Source organism: Paenibacillus sp. UMB7766-LJ446 (assembly GCF_030226665.1).
Lineage (GTDB): Bacteria > Bacillota > Bacilli > Paenibacillales > Paenibacillaceae > Paenibacillus > Paenibacillus vandeheii.
Genome location: NZ_JASOYM010000001.1, coordinates 906654 through 922180, shown reverse-complemented (window position 1 = coordinate 922180; position 15527 = coordinate 906654). Strand labels below are relative to the sequence as shown.

The 15527-nt window shown below is 46.8% G+C and carries 18 protein-coding genes, 1 tRNA gene, 1 pseudogene and 1 riboswitch; of the genes and pseudogenes, 15 read left to right on the top strand and 5 right to left on the bottom strand.

Features of this window, described 5'->3' with window-relative positions; translation table 11 throughout:
- The first annotated feature begins 17 nt into the window (after positions 1–17).
- The 3 genes from urtC to urtE are packed head-to-tail and all read left to right on the top strand — an operon-like array spanning position 18 to position 2554.
- A complete protein-coding gene (urtC, locus tag QP794_RS04670) occupies positions 18–1109 on the top strand; it encodes an urea ABC transporter permease subunit UrtC (protein WP_285075141.1) in 1092 nt (363 codons plus the stop codon).
- The gene (gene urtD / locus QP794_RS04665) at positions 1072–1881 is read left to right on the top strand and encodes an urea ABC transporter ATP-binding protein UrtD (protein WP_285075140.1); all 810 of its coding nucleotides are present in this window, start codon (positions 1072–1074) and stop codon (positions 1879–1881) included. Before urtC ends, urtD begins: the two co-directional genes overlap by 38 nt.
- Positions 1859–2554, top strand: a complete 696-nt coding sequence (gene urtE, locus QP794_RS04660) for an urea ABC transporter ATP-binding subunit UrtE (RefSeq protein WP_285075139.1) — start codon at positions 1859–1861, stop codon at positions 2552–2554. The genes urtD and urtE overlap by 23 nt, the downstream gene beginning before the upstream one ends.
- Before the next feature lie 25 nt (positions 2555–2579).
- Here the strand turns inward: urtE and QP794_RS04655 are convergent, their stop codons facing one another.
- From QP794_RS04655 to QP794_RS04645, 3 genes are all read right to left on the bottom strand, one after another.
- Positions 2580–3233, bottom strand: coding sequence for a nitrogen regulation protein NR(II) (locus QP794_RS04655; protein WP_285075138.1), 654 nt, complete (start codon positions 3231–3233; stop codon positions 2580–2582).
- A 28-nt stretch (positions 3234–3261) separates the two neighbouring features.
- Positions 3262–3465, bottom strand: coding sequence for a Rha family transcriptional regulator (locus tag QP794_RS04650; protein WP_079350817.1), 204 nt, complete (start codon positions 3463–3465; stop codon positions 3262–3264).
- Between the two features lie 276 nt (positions 3466–3741).
- A complete protein-coding gene (locus QP794_RS04645; RefSeq protein WP_285075137.1) occupies positions 3742–4443 on the bottom strand; it encodes an urease accessory protein UreF in 702 nt (233 codons plus the stop codon).
- A 421-nt stretch (positions 4444–4864) separates the two neighbouring features.
- On the opposite strand from QP794_RS04645, the gene QP794_RS04640 reads away from it, so the two are divergent.
- Positions 4865–4947: transfer RNA gene (locus tag QP794_RS04640), tRNA-Leu, on the top strand.
- A 105-nt stretch (positions 4948–5052) separates the two neighbouring features.
- Positions 5053–5121 (top strand): annotated as a pseudogene (locus tag QP794_RS33125) (hypothetical protein); the annotation flags it as partial.
- On the opposite strand, the gene QP794_RS04635 reads toward QP794_RS33125, so the two are convergent.
- On the bottom strand, positions 5097–5573 hold the full coding sequence (locus tag QP794_RS04635) for a glutathione peroxidase (RefSeq protein ID WP_024629320.1): 477 nt from the start codon (positions 5571–5573) through the stop codon (positions 5097–5099). The pseudogene QP794_RS33125 and the gene QP794_RS04635 sit on opposite strands and share 25 nt — an antisense overlap.
- A 367-nt stretch (positions 5574–5940) precedes the next feature.
- A riboswitch (cyclic di-AMP (ydaO/yuaA leader) is annotated at positions 5941–6116 on the top strand.
- Between the two features lie 117 nt (positions 6117–6233).
- Here QP794_RS04635 and QP794_RS04630 point away from each other — a divergent pair.
- Both QP794_RS04630 and QP794_RS04625 read left to right on the top strand, forming a co-directional pair.
- Positions 6234–6632, top strand: coding sequence for an HAD family hydrolase (locus QP794_RS04630; RefSeq protein ID WP_228469185.1), 399 nt, complete (start codon positions 6234–6236; stop codon positions 6630–6632).
- A 165-nt stretch (positions 6633–6797) separates the two neighbouring features.
- Positions 6798–7481 carry an HAD family hydrolase gene (locus QP794_RS04625; protein ID WP_285075136.1) on the top strand — a complete coding sequence of 228 codons (684 nt, stop codon included), beginning with the start codon at positions 6798–6800 and terminating at the stop codon, positions 7479–7481.
- Between the two features lie 163 nt (positions 7482–7644).
- On the opposite strand, the gene QP794_RS04620 is transcribed toward QP794_RS04625, so the two are convergent.
- Positions 7645–8940 carry an Nramp family divalent metal transporter gene (locus QP794_RS04620; RefSeq protein WP_285075222.1) on the bottom strand — a complete coding sequence of 432 codons (1296 nt, stop codon included), beginning with the start codon at positions 8938–8940 and terminating at the stop codon, positions 7645–7647.
- A 457-nt stretch (positions 8941–9397) separates the two neighbouring features.
- Between QP794_RS04620 and QP794_RS04615 the strand changes: the two genes are divergently transcribed.
- From QP794_RS04615 to QP794_RS04580, 8 genes are all read left to right on the top strand, one after another.
- A complete protein-coding gene (locus QP794_RS04615; protein WP_024629325.1) occupies positions 9398–9817 on the top strand; it encodes an organic hydroperoxide resistance protein in 420 nt (139 codons plus the stop codon).
- Positions 9818–10023: 206 nt separating this feature from the next.
- A complete protein-coding gene (locus QP794_RS04610; RefSeq protein ID WP_024629326.1) occupies positions 10024–10269 on the top strand; it encodes a zinc ribbon domain-containing protein in 246 nt (81 codons plus the stop codon).
- A 98-nt stretch (positions 10270–10367) separates the two neighbouring features.
- On the top strand, positions 10368–10646 hold the full coding sequence (locus QP794_RS04605) for a hypothetical protein (RefSeq protein ID WP_024629327.1): 279 nt from the start codon (positions 10368–10370) through the stop codon (positions 10644–10646).
- Positions 10647–10793: 147 nt separating this feature from the next.
- A complete protein-coding gene (locus QP794_RS04600; protein WP_094938721.1) occupies positions 10794–11216 on the top strand; it encodes a thiol-disulfide oxidoreductase DCC family protein in 423 nt (140 codons plus the stop codon).
- A 98-nt stretch (positions 11217–11314) separates the two neighbouring features.
- Positions 11315–12178, top strand: a complete 864-nt coding sequence (locus QP794_RS04595) for a DUF6612 family protein (RefSeq protein ID WP_285075135.1) — start codon at positions 11315–11317, stop codon at positions 12176–12178.
- Between the two features lie 272 nt (positions 12179–12450).
- On the top strand, positions 12451–12834 hold the full coding sequence (locus tag QP794_RS04590; protein WP_285075134.1) for a VOC family protein: 384 nt from the start codon (positions 12451–12453) through the stop codon (positions 12832–12834).
- A gap of 160 nt (positions 12835–12994) precedes the next feature.
- Complete coding sequence (locus QP794_RS04585) at positions 12995–14218, top strand: nucleotide-binding protein (protein ID WP_285075133.1); 1224 nt, start codon at positions 12995–12997, stop codon at positions 14216–14218.
- On the top strand, positions 14215–15519 hold the full coding sequence (locus QP794_RS04580; RefSeq protein WP_285075221.1) for a TadA family conjugal transfer-associated ATPase: 1305 nt from the start codon (positions 14215–14217) through the stop codon (positions 15517–15519). The genes QP794_RS04585 and QP794_RS04580 overlap by 4 nt, the downstream gene beginning before the upstream one ends.
- Positions 15520–15527 lie beyond the last annotated feature (8 nt).

Here is a 15527-nt window from a genome sequence, read left to right as displayed (position 1 = left end):
AAAAAGGGGGTTATGTAATGTCTGCACTTCTCAAGACGGGTAGTCTGAAAATGAAGATCATCTGGGCCGTTGTCCTGATCATGATGTGTCTGGCTCCGCTTATTTCCACGGAATTCCGGCTTAGTTTGTTGGCGAAATTCCTGGCCTTGGCCATTCTGGCGATTGGTCTGGATCTAATCTGGGGATATGGAGGGGTGCTTAGTCTGGGGCATGGCGTATTCTTCGGACTTGGCGGGTACGCCATGGCAATGTATCTGAAGCTGCAGGCTAGTGGTACAACACTTCCGGACTTTATGGGATGGAGTGGTCTTAGTGGTCTGCCGTGGTTTTGGGAGCCATTCAGTTCCTTTCCGGTGGCGCTAGTGCTGGGCATTGCTCTTCCGGCATTGCTGGCCTTTGCCTTGGGGTGGTTCACGTTCCGTAACCGGATCACCGGTGTATATTTTACAATCCTGACCCAAGCTTTAGTTCTCATTACAGTGACGTTATTCGTTGGCAAACAGGAATGGACGGGAGGGACCAACGGTATAACGGGATATAATGCCATCTTTGGTTTTACCCTTCATTCGGCAGGGACAACGATTGCTCTCTACTATATAACGCTTGCCGTTCTGGTGCTCGCTTATCTGCTTTGTCGCCGGGTGGTGAACAGCAGGTTCGGTCAGGTGCTTGAAGCTGCGCGGGATGGGGAGAATCGGGTTCGCTTTCTTGGATATGACCCGGCAGGTTTCAAAACGCTGGCCTTTGCCCTTTCCGGGGCGCTGGCGGGAATTGCTGGCATGTTATTTGTGCTCCAGGTAGGGATCATTTCGCCTTCCATGATGGGAATCATGCCTTCAATTGAGATGGTGTTATGGGTTGCTTTGGGCGGTCGGGGGACGCTTATTGGTGCGGTAATTGGAGCTGTGGTGCTCAACGCCGCCAAAACGGGTATCAGTGAAGCTTATCCGGAAGGTTGGTTGTTTGTCATTGGAGGGCTCTTTGTAACGGTGGTCTTGTTCATGCCGAATGGGCTTGTTGGTGTGTACCGTCATGTCGTGCGCTTGCTGAAACGGAGAGGAGAGGTTGTGCATGTTCCAGTCAGTCAGGAAAAACCTAAAGTCTACTGAGGTTCCGGTAGTGCTGGTTGCCGAGGGAATTACGGTGGCATTTGGCGGTTTTGTTGCAGTCAAAGGCATGAATCTGAAGCTGTATGAACATGATCTGCATTTTCTGATCGGCCCGAACGGTGCGGGGAAAACGACAATGCTGGATGTCATTTGTGGCAAAACCAAGCCTGTCTCCGGTACGGTGAAGATGGCGGATGGTGCGGATCTGACACGCCTGAAGGAGCACCAGATTGTTCGGAAAGGGGTAGGACGCAAGTTCCAGGCCCCATCGATCTTTGCTGGGCTGACCGTGCAGGAGAATCTGACGCTGGCTGCGGAAACTCGTCGTTCTCCTTTACAGGCGCTAGGTATTCAGCGGTATTCGAAAATAAATCCTGCGATGGAGCGGATTACGCACCAAATTGGTTTGCAGGACCGTGTGGATGCGCGTGCAGGGGCCTTATCCCATGGGGAGAAGCAGTGGCTCGAGATTGGCATGCTGCTGCTGCAGGAACCCCGTGTATTGCTGCTGGATGAGCCGGCAGCGGGAATGACGGATGAAGAGACACATAAGACAGGCCGCCTATTGCAGGAAATTGCACGAGAACGGTCTGTTGTGGTGGTGGAGCATGATATGGAGTTTGTACGCGAGTATGCAGCCAAAGTGACGGTGATGCATGAAGGCAAGCTGCTAAAGGAAGGTACGATGGCGGAAGTGCAGGAAGATCCGAGAGTGGCTGAAGTGTATCTGGGCAAAAGGAGGGATGACCATGCTGTCGCTGCAACAAATTGAATCTGGTTATGGGGAAAGCAATGTGCTGCGCGGCGTAAATCTGGATGTCCGACCGGGTCAGGTGGTGTGCCTGATGGGGCGCAATGGTGTAGGGAAAACCACCTTGATGAAAACATTGATGGGTCTTCTTAAAACGCGGAAGGGAAGTATTCAGTGGAAAGGTCAGGAACTATCCACCCACGACCCGGCCAGGCGGGCCAGGGCGGGAATTGGATATGTGCCGCAGGGACGGGAAATCTTTCCGCAGCTTACAGTAAAAGAAAATCTGTTGCTGGGTCTGGAGACAAGCAGCTCAGGAGTGAAGACGTTCCCGGAGGATGTGCTGGCCATGTTTCCGGTGCTTGAGACAATGTATGGACGGCAGGGTGGTGATCTAAGTGGCGGGCAGCAGCAGCAGTTGGCCTTTGCCCGCGCGCTGGCTTCAAGGCCTGGTCTGTTGCTTCTGGATGAGCCGACAGAAGGCATTCAGCCTTCCATCGTAGAGGATATCCGGCAGGTTATTTTGCAAATTAAAGCAAAGGGTGAGATCTCCATCTTGCTGGTAGAGCAGAGCATTGATTTTGTACGCGGTGCTGCAGATTATATCTATGTAATGGACAAAGGGGCAATTGCACTGCAAGGAACACCGCGGGAACTGGATATGTCGCAGTTTGAGCACCATCTGTCTGTGTAGCTAAGGTTCGTGGTGTAGGGAGAGTTTAGGCGTGCTTGTCCAGAATGTTGGAGTACTTCGGATATAGTCTTCGGATGCAATCCGGGCAGATATCATGGGTGAATTCGGCATGAGTATGCTTCTCCAGATAACTTTCAACTGAATTCCAGCTGTCCTGTTCATCCTTAATCTGTTTGCAGACAGCACAAATGGGAAGTAGTCCACGCAACGTGCGCACTTCGGACAGAGCTTTCTTCAATTGGCGTTCTGTCTGTTTCTGTTCGGTAACATCCGTGTGTGCAATCAGTGCGAGATCAGACAGCAGGGATGGGTCGGCCTGAATCAATGGGGTGAGTTCGAGACGGAACCACCGTTGTTCGTTGTGGACCGTTTGAACGAAGATGTCATATGTATGACTGTCTTTAAAAGGTGCAGTAATACTTTTCAACTCCTGAACGATCTTCGCATTCTTTGCTTGTTCCTCGCGTAATGTCCACCCCTCTATTAAACGAAGGTAATAAGATGTTTCGGGTGTGGTGCTGGAGTGGCCGGATACGCCCGGTTTGGGAAGCAGTTGCCCGAGTCCCTGTTGCCAAGCCGTATTGCAGCTGCGGATGATCCAGTTATGGTCGACGATGATGAGCTGGTGTTGCATGGACTGGAACGATAATCTCTCCAGATCGGATATTAAGTACCTCATGAAATGAGCTCCTCCTTGGCAGAAAATCTTATCTTAAATCATCTGGAATATCCAAAATGTCGGCGACCTGGTTCCTGAACCGGGTTGCTTTGCGTGTCCCATGGATGAGATTGGACAGACGGTATGGCGGGATGTTGTACTGTTCGCAAAATGTCTTTTGGTCGACCTGGAGTTCGGTTAGTCTTCGTTTGATGGCCCATCCGAAAGGAGTCACAGGTTTCTTTTTGTTCAAAAGGGTTCACCCCTCAGTGGAATGTAGTATTCAGCCGGTTATTCTTGATGTAGAATATATAGATATGCGAGCTGTATAATTTATTATATACGTATTTGCGTCATCTAACAATTAAAAAAGACGGAAATAAGTGTATTTTAATGTGTTAAATGGCGTAATTACGTTAAATAGACAACATGAATGACATAAAAAACACGCCAGCAATGAGGTTGCGGCGTGTTTTTCATGTTTTACTGTATGAGGAGGTGAGTTGTATGGAGGTGAAGGGGATAAAGATCAGGCCCTGTAGGCGTGAAGTCCTGCTCCAAGCATATGGAAGCTGGGGAACAATGTTTTCATGGACATTGAGGCTGGTTGTACCAGTCCATCCGCAGCGGAGGCGCTGACGGTATGCCATTCATGCTCCAGGTCTGCGGCGAGGCGAACCAACAGGTCCTGGGTTGTATCGGGAGTGAGGGGAATCACTTTGGAGGCTTCGGTTATGCAGGCACTCATGGCTGAATGCAGATAACCAAGGACTGCCTCCTCGACAGGGATTTCGAGGTGGTGGTTAATCCAGGCGTGAACAGTGGAAAGGCAGCCAACGGATTCATACTTAGCCAGAGTTTGTTCAAGCTCGCTAAAATCAATCCAGGGGTGGAGTGCACGAGCCAGCTTAATCAGTCGTTTTCCCATTGTAGAGGCATGTTCTCTGAGGTTTGCTGGGGTGCGCTGGACATGAACGAGTTTGTCGATAAGGGCTGTACGCCACGCGTCATTATGATCTGTGGCGGTGTATATGCCTTTAATCGCCATACCTTCCAGACGCACGATACTGGGGTGCAATTGACAGCGCATGAATGATTCTAGATCTTCAGCACTGCGAATGGTTCCTTCAGTGATATGGGTTTCCATACCGAAGGAATGGGTGAACCCTCCGACCTGGATAGAGGAATCAAGCAGTTTGACGTAATCGAGCAGCTTATTCCCACGGTTCACAATCTTTCGCCTCCTACGTTCGGTAAATGTTATGTAAAATAACATTTATACTCCGCTTTAGTTCGTTTTCTGTTCATAAATCCGAATTATATGATATATATATTCACATAAATATCCGCTTTTTGTCAATAGTTTCTTGCTTTTTAAATTTAAAATCTTATTTGTGTTAATTTTTATAACATTTAAAGTTATATTATGAAGGGTGAATGGAGTAATTGTTCCTTATAAAGGAAGTAGAGTGATCAGCCTGCTCGGATATAAAAACGGGATCAATTTTAATCATATGTGCTTTTTAGGAGAAAATGACGAGATTATACGATTTTTGGAAGGGAAAGCGCAGTTAAAATGATAATATTAAAAATGCTTTACATTTAAACTTGAAACGGGTATAATCAACTCTGTTGCCGATTATTTACGACATGCGGTCGTGGTGGAATGGCAGACACGCTATCTTGAGGGGGTAGTGGGTGTATACCCGTGGAGGTTCGAGTCCTCTCGACCGCATCATAAGAACGATTAAGAAGAAGCTTCCCGTATGGGGAGCTTCTTTTTTATGTTTTTTTTACAGTAAAGATGAGTCCAGACAAAAAAGGTCACCCGTTTCCCTGAATGCATGCTCATTCTGTCTGCAGGGGTCGGATGGCCTTCACTTGTTATTTAAGCAATTCTTTGATGTCTGCTTCAATTTTATCAGGTGTTGTTTTGGGAGCATACCGTTTCAAAACACGTCCGTTCTGATCCACAAGGAATTTGGTGAAGTTCCATTTGATGGCTTTGGAGCCGAGTACGCCTGGTGCTTCTTTGGTAAGATGCTGGAATAGAGGATGAGCGCTTGAACCATTCACATCAATCTTCTCAAACATCGGGAAGCTGACACCATAGTTCATCTGGCAGAACTCGGCAATATCATCAGAAGAGCCTTTTTCCTGTGCAAACTGGTTGCTTGGAAAACCAAGAACTTCAAATGGGGAATCTTTGAACTTGTCCTGGAGTTCTTGCAGACCTTTGAATTGAGGTGTGAGGCCGCATTGGCTTGCTGTATTCACGATAAGCAGTACTTTGTCACGATAGTTGGACATCTCAACTTCCTGACCGCGAAGGGTGTTTACTTTGTAGTCGTAGACTGACATGAAAATCGCCTCCATTTCATATTCTTCTATCATCTATTATATTGATTACAATTAAATATTGCAAAATTAATATTGCTTTTTTAACGCCATTTGGACCTCTCGTGTATGAACTGTGAATGTTTTGCTACCTGAATTTCGCTAAAGAGAGAATTAGAGAGCTTTGAAGAGATGGGTAGAGAATGGATGTGTTGTAAGCGCTATTATTGATGTGAAATGGCAAAAATCCGTCGATTCGGTGATCTGCGCAGACTTTACACCGATATGGCACGGGTGTATGATTCATATCGTAATTCCAATTTCAATTAAATTTTACATGAAAAACGAAACAAACGATAATATCGCTCTGATTAAGAAACATAATGGAACGATGTTTTAATCGCTGAGTTTCCATTCATTCATGGGTGGGAAACGGGGGAACCAACAGGATGAACTGTCCAGGACAGTAGGCATCCATGGGGTGAATTTTCCGGTGACAGCCGGAAATAGGGCGACTCTCGCGCCCGAATCCGTCAGCTAACCTCGTAAGCGTTAAAGGGAGAGGCAACAAGCCGTACGCTGGTTCATAGTGTCTTTTTGCTATGGATTATTGAAGAAGCGTCCGGGAGGCCTTGGTCCCCCACGCTTCTTTTTTGTTGTCTTTTCACGCAAAGGGAGGAACGAATGATGGATAAAGAGATGATCTTAGTTACTGCTCCAAATGAAGCAGGACGTAAATTTATCAAATTGCTGATGTACAAAAAAATGCCGTTTGCCGTTCTGACCAACAGTGCAGGGGAAGAGCGCAGGCTCCGGAGAATTGGTGTGGAGCATGTCATTCGCATGAACACGGCTGCAGCTCAGAAATGGTTTTTGCCGCAAGGCAGTGTAGGCAATGTTTTTATTTTTGAAAATAGCCTAAACCTGACCTGCCGCTATTTGCAGATCTGCCGCTCCTGGACATCCAAGTCCCTATGTGTCATTACAGAACAAAGCCACCCTAAAGGGATCTACCGGGGAATGGGAGCAGACCGTATTGTGTATTCCTTGAATGGGGAAGTTGGGTTTCTGCTTAATGGTTAGTGGTTAGTACTATTCATGTGATTGATCCAGTGTCAGCTGCCTGTTATAATTGAAATCATAAATATACGGAATCTTGAGGAGACTCATGCATGATGGTGGGTCTTCTTTTTTATGGTTTGGGAAATGGGGAAATGAATTTCCTGTGGCTAACGAGGAGGAATAGGCGTGCCGGATGTAGGTGGAATACAATGGTTGTTCTTTGATGTGGGGGATACGCTTGTGGACGAGTGGGAGCCGGTGGATGATATTATCGGTCAGTTCGTTCGAGAAGCTTGTGCGCTTGGTTATCAGGTGGAGATGCAGACAGTACGAGAACTATTTGCCGCCTCCTACCGAAATTACGAGCAATGGCCGATGAAACTGGCTATTCGTACCCTGATCAGCGATGAGGGGCACCGGGAACAGATACAGGAGAAGCTGAAGTTCCGCAAAGAGCTTGAGCGCCCCTTCGCGTCAGCCGACGCTGTTCTCCAGACGTTGTCGCAGCACTATAAGATTGGCATCATTGCCAATCAGAGCCCGGGGACGGAAAATCGGCTGGATAGCTACGGTTTGCGCAAGTACGTGGATGTGCTGGCCTGTTCAGCTGAAGAAGGAGTGTCCAAGCCTGATCCTGAATTATATGCTGTAGCTCTGAAACAGGCGGGATGTAAACCGGAGGAAGCGGTCATGATCGGCGACCGGATTGATAATGATATTATTCCGGCTAAGAAGCTGGGTATGCACACGATCCGAATTTTGCAGGGGTATGGCAGGTTCCAGCCGGAGCTAGCAGATGCAGAGCGTCCGGACTGGACGGTTGAATCACTGGATGAACTACTTCCCTTGTTGATAGTAACTCAAAATTGATAAATAAACTAAAAGCGTATTTAAGAGCTAATCTAATCGGTATGGATCAGGTTGGATTAGGTTGCTGCTCGAACATATAAAAGGCTGATCATCTCAAGGTATACATTACTTGAGTTGATCAGCCTTTTTGAGTTAGACAATATAGAGTGTAGTTCCATGTAACCTAGAACAACAGAATGGTCTGGATAATCAGATACACATTCAGGATAACGATTACTCCGGCAATGATCCAGGAGATGATTTTGAGCCACAGCTTGTTAGCAAAATCCCCCATGCTTTTTTTGTCACTCGTAAACATGATCAGTGGAATAACGGCAAAGGGGAGCTGCAGCGACAACACAACCTGGCTCAAAATCAGCAGTTCTTCTGTTCCGTGCTCTCCGGCAATAGCTGTTACGATAACGGCCGGGATGATTGCAATCAGACGTGTTACCAGCCGACGAAGCCACGCCGGAATACGAATGTTCAGGAAGCCTTCCATTACAATCTGACCGGACAGTGTGCCGGTGAGTGTTGAGTTCTGGCCTGAAGCCAGCAGGGCTACACCGAACAGGACGCTGGCGATAGTGGTTCCCAGCAAAGGTGTCAGCAGATGGTAAGCATCCGTAATTTCCGCAACCTGGGTCATGCCTGCACTATGGAACACGGCAGCAGACACAATCAGGATGGCTGCATTGATGAACAGGGCCAGCGTTAAAGCGATGGTTGAATCCATGGTGGTATACAGAATCGCTTCTTTTTTACCCTTAGTTGTCTTTTCAATCTGACGGGTCTGTACGATAGAAGAATGCAGATACAGATTATGGGGCATCACGGTTGCGCCAATAATGCCGATGGCGATGTAGAGCATGGCTGGATTTTGCAAAATCTCGGCACTTGGTACAAAGCCGTGCATGACGCCACCCATATCCGGTTTAGCGAGAAACAGGTCAATCCCGAAGCAGAGGGCGATGGTAGCCATCAGCACAATAACGAGCGATTCCAATGCGCGGAAGCCTTTATTTTGCAGCAAAAGAATGACGAGAACATCGACTGCTGTAATAATGACGCCATATAACATGGGAATGTTGAATAGCAGCTTGAGTGCGATGGCTGAACCAATAACCTCCGCAAGGTCGGTGGCTGCAATCGCAAGCTCACACAATATCCATAACACCATCACGACAGGCATGCTGAATCGTTCGCGGCAGGCTTGCGCCAAATCCCGTCCTGTGACAATCCCGAGCTTACCAGCGAGAGACTGTAACACAACAGCCATCAGGTTTGAAATCAGAATAACGGACAATAACGTATAACCGAATTGTGAACCACCTGCAATATCAGTTGCCCAGTTCCCGGGATCCATATATCCAACGGCAACCAGGTAACCCGGCCCAACAAAAGCAAGGAATTTTTTCCACCAAGCAGCGTTCTGAGGCACCTTCATGGAGCTGTGGGCTTCTCCGAGAGATGGGGCCATACCCGCAGCCAATGGTTCATTGGAAGGAGCGTTGAACGGATTTTTTTTACTCATAATATAATCACCCGACTTTGAAGTATTGATATTCTATATGAAGAGGAACGGTGTCATTCCTTTGATTAAATTTGAACATTGAAATCAAAATGAAATCAAAATCAAAAACGTAATTAAACTACTTTCGATATGTCTAAACGTTTATGTTGATACTTACATTGTACTCCTTCAATTATTTTTGTCTAGTGCAACTTTTGTGTAGAAGGACAAGATTTACCGGAGAAGGAGTTGTGCCTTAGTATATTACCCAACCCTTAATAAATAACCAATGTGCATCTCACGTGCATGAAAATAATAAAGATGTAAAAGCTGAATAAGGAACAAGATGCGTTTCAAAATAAGCCAGAAGTTTAAATTGAATAGTAGGCATTAAAAAATTTGAAGGTGAAGGAGAGATTCTTATATGGAAGCTTTATATACAGCAACAGCGACAGTTAAAGGTGGACGTACAGGTTCGGTGGCTTCTTCGGATGGTGTGCTCAAGCATGATCTGAAAATGCCAAAAGAGCTTGGAGGCCCTGGTGGTGAAGGAACCAACCCTGAACAGCTCTTTGCAGCTGGATACGGTGCATGTTATGAGAGTGCCCTCGCCAATGTGGCGCGCAAAGCAGGCGTGAAGTTGGAGAATGTGGTGGTAACCAGCAATGTATCCATTGGCAAAGACCCTGCGGATGACGGTTTCCAGCTGTCGGTACGCTTGGACGTAAGCATGCCTGGTGTGGATCACAGTCAAGCCGAAGATCTGGCGCGCAAGGCACATGATTTCTGTCCTTACTCCAAAGCAACACGCGGCAATATTGATGTGGTACTTAATGTAGTTTAAGACCTGACTCCTAGGAGTAGAGGGAACATATAGAGCAGTGTATCCTTGGATACCTGACGTTCGAGTACAAGACCCTGCTGGTCATCGGCAGGGTTTTGTATTGTATAATCCCGTTGGAATGCAGGAGATTGCATGGCGGACAGCGTACTATTTTACATAATCTACTCTTGCTTGATGTCATACATTCGAATGAGGGGGGAACAATATTGAGTATTGAAGAGATGATAGAACGACGATTTGTATGTACCAAATGCAGGGGGACGGACTGCAATATTAAGGAAGTGTCCATGTCAGGAGCTGGACTTAGCAAAATGTTCGATATTCAGCACAATCATTATCTCTTCGTCGCCTGTTCTTCCTGTGGATATGTTGAAGTATTCGATCCGGATGTGTTGAAAGGGAAAAAACAGGGCCAGGTGGGTACCATTCTTGATATTCTATTTGGCGGGTAAATGTGCGTGAGTTGACATCGAACTAAAATTTCTTTAATATGACTTAGTACTAAGAAGTGTCATTGCATGAACCAAATTTGAATTAACAGGTGATATCCATGTCTTATAGACCGCGTATTGCAAATTTAGAACTAGCTAGTGGCAACAAGGAAGACGGATTGTATGAATTTAAAATGAAATTGGTAGACGGTACACAATGCCGTGTATTCTACTCCCATTCCCCGGAATGGAAGCTGACCAATATCAGCCGTCTACAGAAAACGCCTTGTCCGGTATGTCGCAAAGATTTCATTTGCAAATGCATGGACCAGTGGGCTGGTGACCTTCATCAACAGATGATCGACGACCAATGGATGGAAAAGGCAATTGCTGAGTAATTGCCAAAACAGATACGAGCGTGGGCAAAGAGCCTGCGCTCTTTTTCTTTTTTTCGTTACACCTAAATAAAATGTAAAAAATAGCGACCGAGATGACTCGAAACGGGTAATTTACTCTAATAGCACAACTATGAGGAGGCCACGATTATGACTGCAAATCAAACGGATCAGCATCAGGGACACCCGATTGTGCTTGTGGACGGAGTGTGTCATTTTTGCCAAGGTTTAACGAAGTGGATTATAAAGCGTGACCCTGAGGGGAAATATCATTTTGCATCACTTCAATCGGATGTAGCGAAAACATTGCTGGAGAAGGGCAATCTGTCCACAGACAGCATGGATACTTTTGTACTCATTGAGGATGGGAAATATTATACACGTTCCACCGCAGCGCTGCGGTTGGCCAAAGGATTGAAATTCCCTTATCCCTTATTGTACGGGCTAATTATTATACCGAAATTTATTCGCAATGCCGTATATAACACGGTAGCTCGCAACCGATATCGCTGGTTCGGTAAAGATGAAGCGTGTATGCTGCCTACACCTGAAATGAAGGAACGTTTCCTTTGAATAACTGAAGTGTAACATATTGTGTCAGGGTGATTGATTAATAACGGAAATAATTGGGTAATGAGTACGGATCGATTCTATTTTGGGAGGCAAATAACTTGAAGAAGTGGACTACATTAATTATTGGGGCATTATTGGCAGTAAGCATGACCGCTTGCGGAAGCGATGCAGATAACAGTACAGCAACGCCGCCAGCTGGCAACGAAACGTCTAACGAGGGCAATACAACTGCGGAGCAGGAGACAAAGATCCCAACATTGGACGAGTTAATTGAGAAAACGAATGCAGCGACAAAAGACATGAAAAGCTTCACTACCGAGGCCAATATTGATCAAAATTTGAAGCTGATGTCTGGCGAACAGTCCCAGGATCAACAGGTGAAAACATCGCTGAAGATGGATATCATCAAGGACCCGATGATGATCTATCAGGAGATGAAGATGGAAATGTCCGGACAGGAAGCGCAGAATGTGAAGCAGTATATCACTTCGGATCATATTTATTCCCAAGTGGGGGAGCAATGGGTCAAAATTCCTGACGATCAAACGAAACCATTGATTGAGCAAATGCAGTCAAGCATGAATCCCGAAGGTGAACTGGAGCAATTCAAAAAGATTGCAGAGGACACCAAGATTACGGAAGAAGTCGACAACTATGTCATTAACGCTGACGTATCCGGTGATAACGTGAAGGAGCTGGCCAAATCAGTCATGGAGCAAAACGGATCGGATGCCCAGACTCAAGCCATGCTTGATCAAATGAATATTACCAGCATGAAAATGAAATATATGATTAACAAAGAAACCTACCTGCCTGCAAGTACGGATGTCGATATGGTGATGGAGATGGAGCAGGAAGGACAGAAAATCTCGATGGACATGAAAATGACCAGCACGTTCTCCAACCATAATGGCGTGGAAGAGATTAAGATCCCGCAAGAAGCCTTGGATAGCGCTAAATAAGAAGCGAGCGGTTTGAGCGGGGTTCATATTCTCTGATGAGAATATAGCCTAGTTAAAGCTAAGCTACGGTGAGGTGGATTTTCTGGAGAAGACATCCTTGATATGAATTTGTGTGAACCGATAGGTTCGGCGGATTTAATCAGGGGTGTTTTTCTTTTTTTTGTTTGTATTCTGGTCAGCGTTTAAGGTGTTATAGTATAGTCAATGTAAGCGATTCGATTTAGAGTTGAGGGAAGTTGAGGGAAGGCTATTTCAGGCAGGAGGTCAAAAAAATGATTGAATATGCACATATCCACCATGTGAGTCTGGCTGTACGTGATCTCGAGATTGCGAAGAAATTCTATTCCGGTTTGCTCCGAATGCAGGAGATTGAACGGCCGCCTTTCAACTCGACAGGCACATGGTATGCCATTGGTAGTCAACAGCTTCATCTGTTGCAGCATCCGCAGGGACATACGCTTCGTGAGGCTGGTATCGATACAACGGATGGACACTTTGCGATCTGGGTGAAGAGTTACAAGGAGACTTTGGCCTGGCTGGAACAGCAGGGAATTGAGTATGAGGCTAGACCAGATAGTGTTGCTGGTTTTTCACAGATATTTGTGTTAGACCCTGATCGCAATATTGTAGAATTTGATGCACCTTATCATTCTTGAACGGATTATCGTTTGAATAAATCCCTTGCTCCTCCAGAAATTGTATGCTATATTATCCATACATTCATAGCACGTGACGGAAGCACCGTCCATATACTGCATATTTTGCGGTTATTGGACGGTGCTTTTTTGTGCTTTTTTTGCAGGGAGGGAAGAAGAATTGATTGTTCTAAAGGCAGTGCTGGCTTCAAAAGATAGGGAGTACATCAGCGCCTGGCTTGACTTTGTACAAGGTAGCCTGTTTGGTTCCAGTATACGTTTTACCGCTTTTTCACAATGGGAACCCTTCAACGACCATATGGACGAAAAGGAAGGACGAGAACTGCCAGATCTGGTTATTGCGGAGCCGGAGTTTCTCAACAATTGGCTGAGTAACGGTGGCGAGACCTCGGGTATACCGTGGCTGATGCTTAGTGAAGGATTGGATGAGGTGGATGAGGATAAACGGCTGATGAAATATCAACCATTGCCTGCCCTAATGGACGCTGTTCTCCATGCTTGTCGGCAGCCACGTCGGAAGAAGACTTATCGTCCGGGACAGGGGGCGCTCTCTATTGGAGTTGTATCAGCTTCCGGCGGGAGTGGCAAGACTGCGGTGGCGATGCATATGGCAAAGCAGCTGGGGGTTGCGGGATATGCTGTTCTGTATCTCAATCTGGAGACGCTGGATAGCTCTATGCCGTTTCTGGAGAAGGGTCTGTCTAGAAGTGGACAGCTTATACCTGATGCAGAAACGGGGCTGTCACGTCTGCTTTATGATTTGAAGGTGGGCAGGAAGGAATCAGGCAAACAGGGACAGGTGCAATCTTCCTCCAAAGGAGTCGACGGATACGTGCTTCGTCACGAAGCGCTGAAGTCGGATGTATTCTGGCCGTTATCAAATCGGAAGGAACTGCTGCAAATGTCCCGTGAGGATACGAAGAGCCTGATCCGGTATTTGGCGGACTGTGGGCAATATGATGTGCTCATTCTGGATGGGGACTCAGGCTGGGACGGGCGCAGTGAGGGGATTTTCGATGCTGCCGATGCATTTGTATGGCTGATTGAGGATGACATCTCTTCTATGCACCGCTGGGGTCAATGGATGCAGCATATGAAACGCACCAAACCGGATCTGTATGAAAGTGTACTTGACCGTGCCCGATTCATTGTCAACAAGTATCGGGACAGCGTCATCAATGCCCTGCCAGGGCCTGATCTGCATCTGGATGCTGTGCTGCCGTACATCCCTTCCTGGAAGCAGCTGAGTCAGGAGGAAGTGATGCTTAGTTCACCGATCTTTCAACGCGAAGTGAAGAGACTATGCGCCATGATCGTGCAGGATGGAGACGAAGAACTGAAGCAGACGGGGCGGATACAGAAGGCTGATGGGTGGTCATTATGACGGATTCATCCAAGATGATACTGGACCGTGAAGAGCAGTTTCAAATCATGCGTCGCGAGGTCAGAGCAGGTCTGGATTTAACATCCTCTGCTGGAGATGATGAACTGTGGCAGGGGATTGAGCGTAAAGTGCTCTCTGACCCGACGCTGGAAGATCTGACCTCCGGGGAGCGCCATACGCTGGTGCAACGGTTATTTGACTCCTTTCGAGGCCTGGATATTCTGCAGCCATTGGTGGATCATCCTGAAATTACAGAGATTATGATCAATAGTCACCGGGAGATTTTCGTTGAGCAGGAAGGTGAAGTTAGACAGATCACGCTGGAGTTTGAGTCCAGGGAACGGCTGGAAGACATTATTCAGATGATTGTATCCGGGGTGAACCGGATTGTGAATGAGTCTTCTCCAATTGTGGATGCACGGTTGAAAGACGGGTCGCGGGTCAATATCGTGCTACCTCCGATTGCGTTGAAAGGTCCGACCATGACGATTCGGAAATTCCCGAGTGAACCGATGAAGATGTCCGATCTGATTGATAAAGGTGCCTTGCATGAGGAAGCGGCAGAATTGCTGCAGCAGTTAGTGCGCAGCAAATACAATATTTTTATCGGCGGTGGAACCGGATCGGGGAAAACCACTTTCCTAAATGCATTATCTCAGTTTATCCCGGCGGATGAACGGATCATCACGATTGAGGACTCTGCTGAATTGCAGATTGTCACAGTACCCAATCTGGTATCGCTTGAGACGCGGAATGCCAATACCGAGGGCAAGGGGCAAATATCCATCCGAGACCTGATCAAGTCATCCTTGCGGATGCGCCCGAATCGAATTGTTATTGGTGAGGTGCGGGGAGCAGAAGCGTTGGATATGTTACAAGCCATGAACACTGGACATGATGGCTCGTTGTCCACGGGACACGCAAATACGATCTCGGATATGATCAGCAGATTGGAGACCATGGTGCTCAGTGGAGCTGATCTTCCCATTGCAGTTGTCCGGCAGCAGATCAGCTCGGCCATTGATATCTTTGTGCATTTATCCCGCTTACGAGACCGTTCACGTCGGGTGACCGAGATTAGTGAAGTGATTGGCATGCAGGACGGAGAAGTAATGCTGAACCCACTGTTTCGTTTTCAGGAAATCGAAGAAAAAGAAGGCAAAATTATTGGCGGACTTGTTCAAGTTGGAACGCTGAGACAAGTGGACAAAATTCAGATGGCAGGGCTAGGAGAATGGCTGAGCGAGTACATAGAAAGTAATAATGATAAGTTAATTAAATCGGGTAACAACGTAAATTAGTTGATTTT

Excerpts from the sequence above, each read along its gene's own strand:
- QP794_RS04635 (WP_024629320.1), bottom strand. The coding sequence starts at position 5,573 with ATGTCAGTCTACGACTACAAAGTAAACACCCTTCGCGGTCAGGAAGTT.
- QP794_RS04600 (WP_094938721.1), top strand. The coding sequence starts at position 10,794 with ATGACTGCAAATCAAACGGATCAGCATCAGGGACACCCGATTGTGCTT.
- QP794_RS04620 (WP_285075222.1), bottom strand. The coding sequence starts at position 8,940 with ATGGCCCCATCTCTCGGAGAAGCCCACAGCTCCATGAAGGTGCCTCAG.
- QP794_RS04655 (WP_285075138.1), bottom strand. The coding sequence starts at position 3,233 with ATGAGGTACTTAATATCCGATCTGGAGAGATTATCGTTCCAGTCCATG.
- QP794_RS04590 (WP_285075134.1), top strand. The coding sequence starts at position 12,451 with ATGATTGAATATGCACATATCCACCATGTGAGTCTGGCTGTACGTGAT.
- urtD (WP_285075140.1), top strand. The coding sequence starts at position 1,072 with ATGTTCCAGTCAGTCAGGAAAAACCTAAAGTCTACTGAGGTTCCGGTA.
- QP794_RS04615 (WP_024629325.1), top strand. The coding sequence starts at position 9,398 with ATGGAAGCTTTATATACAGCAACAGCGACAGTTAAAGGTGGACGTACA.
- urtE (WP_285075139.1), top strand. The coding sequence starts at position 1,859 with ATGCTGTCGCTGCAACAAATTGAATCTGGTTATGGGGAAAGCAATGTG.
- QP794_RS04630 (WP_228469185.1), top strand. The coding sequence starts at position 6,234 with ATGATGGATAAAGAGATGATCTTAGTTACTGCTCCAAATGAAGCAGGA.
- urtC (WP_285075141.1), top strand. The coding sequence starts at position 18 with ATGTCTGCACTTCTCAAGACGGGTAGTCTGAAAATGAAGATCATCTGG.
- QP794_RS04605 (WP_024629327.1), top strand. The coding sequence starts at position 10,368 with ATGTCTTATAGACCGCGTATTGCAAATTTAGAACTAGCTAGTGGCAAC.
- QP794_RS04580 (WP_285075221.1), top strand. The coding sequence starts at position 14,215 with ATGACGGATTCATCCAAGATGATACTGGACCGTGAAGAGCAGTTTCAA.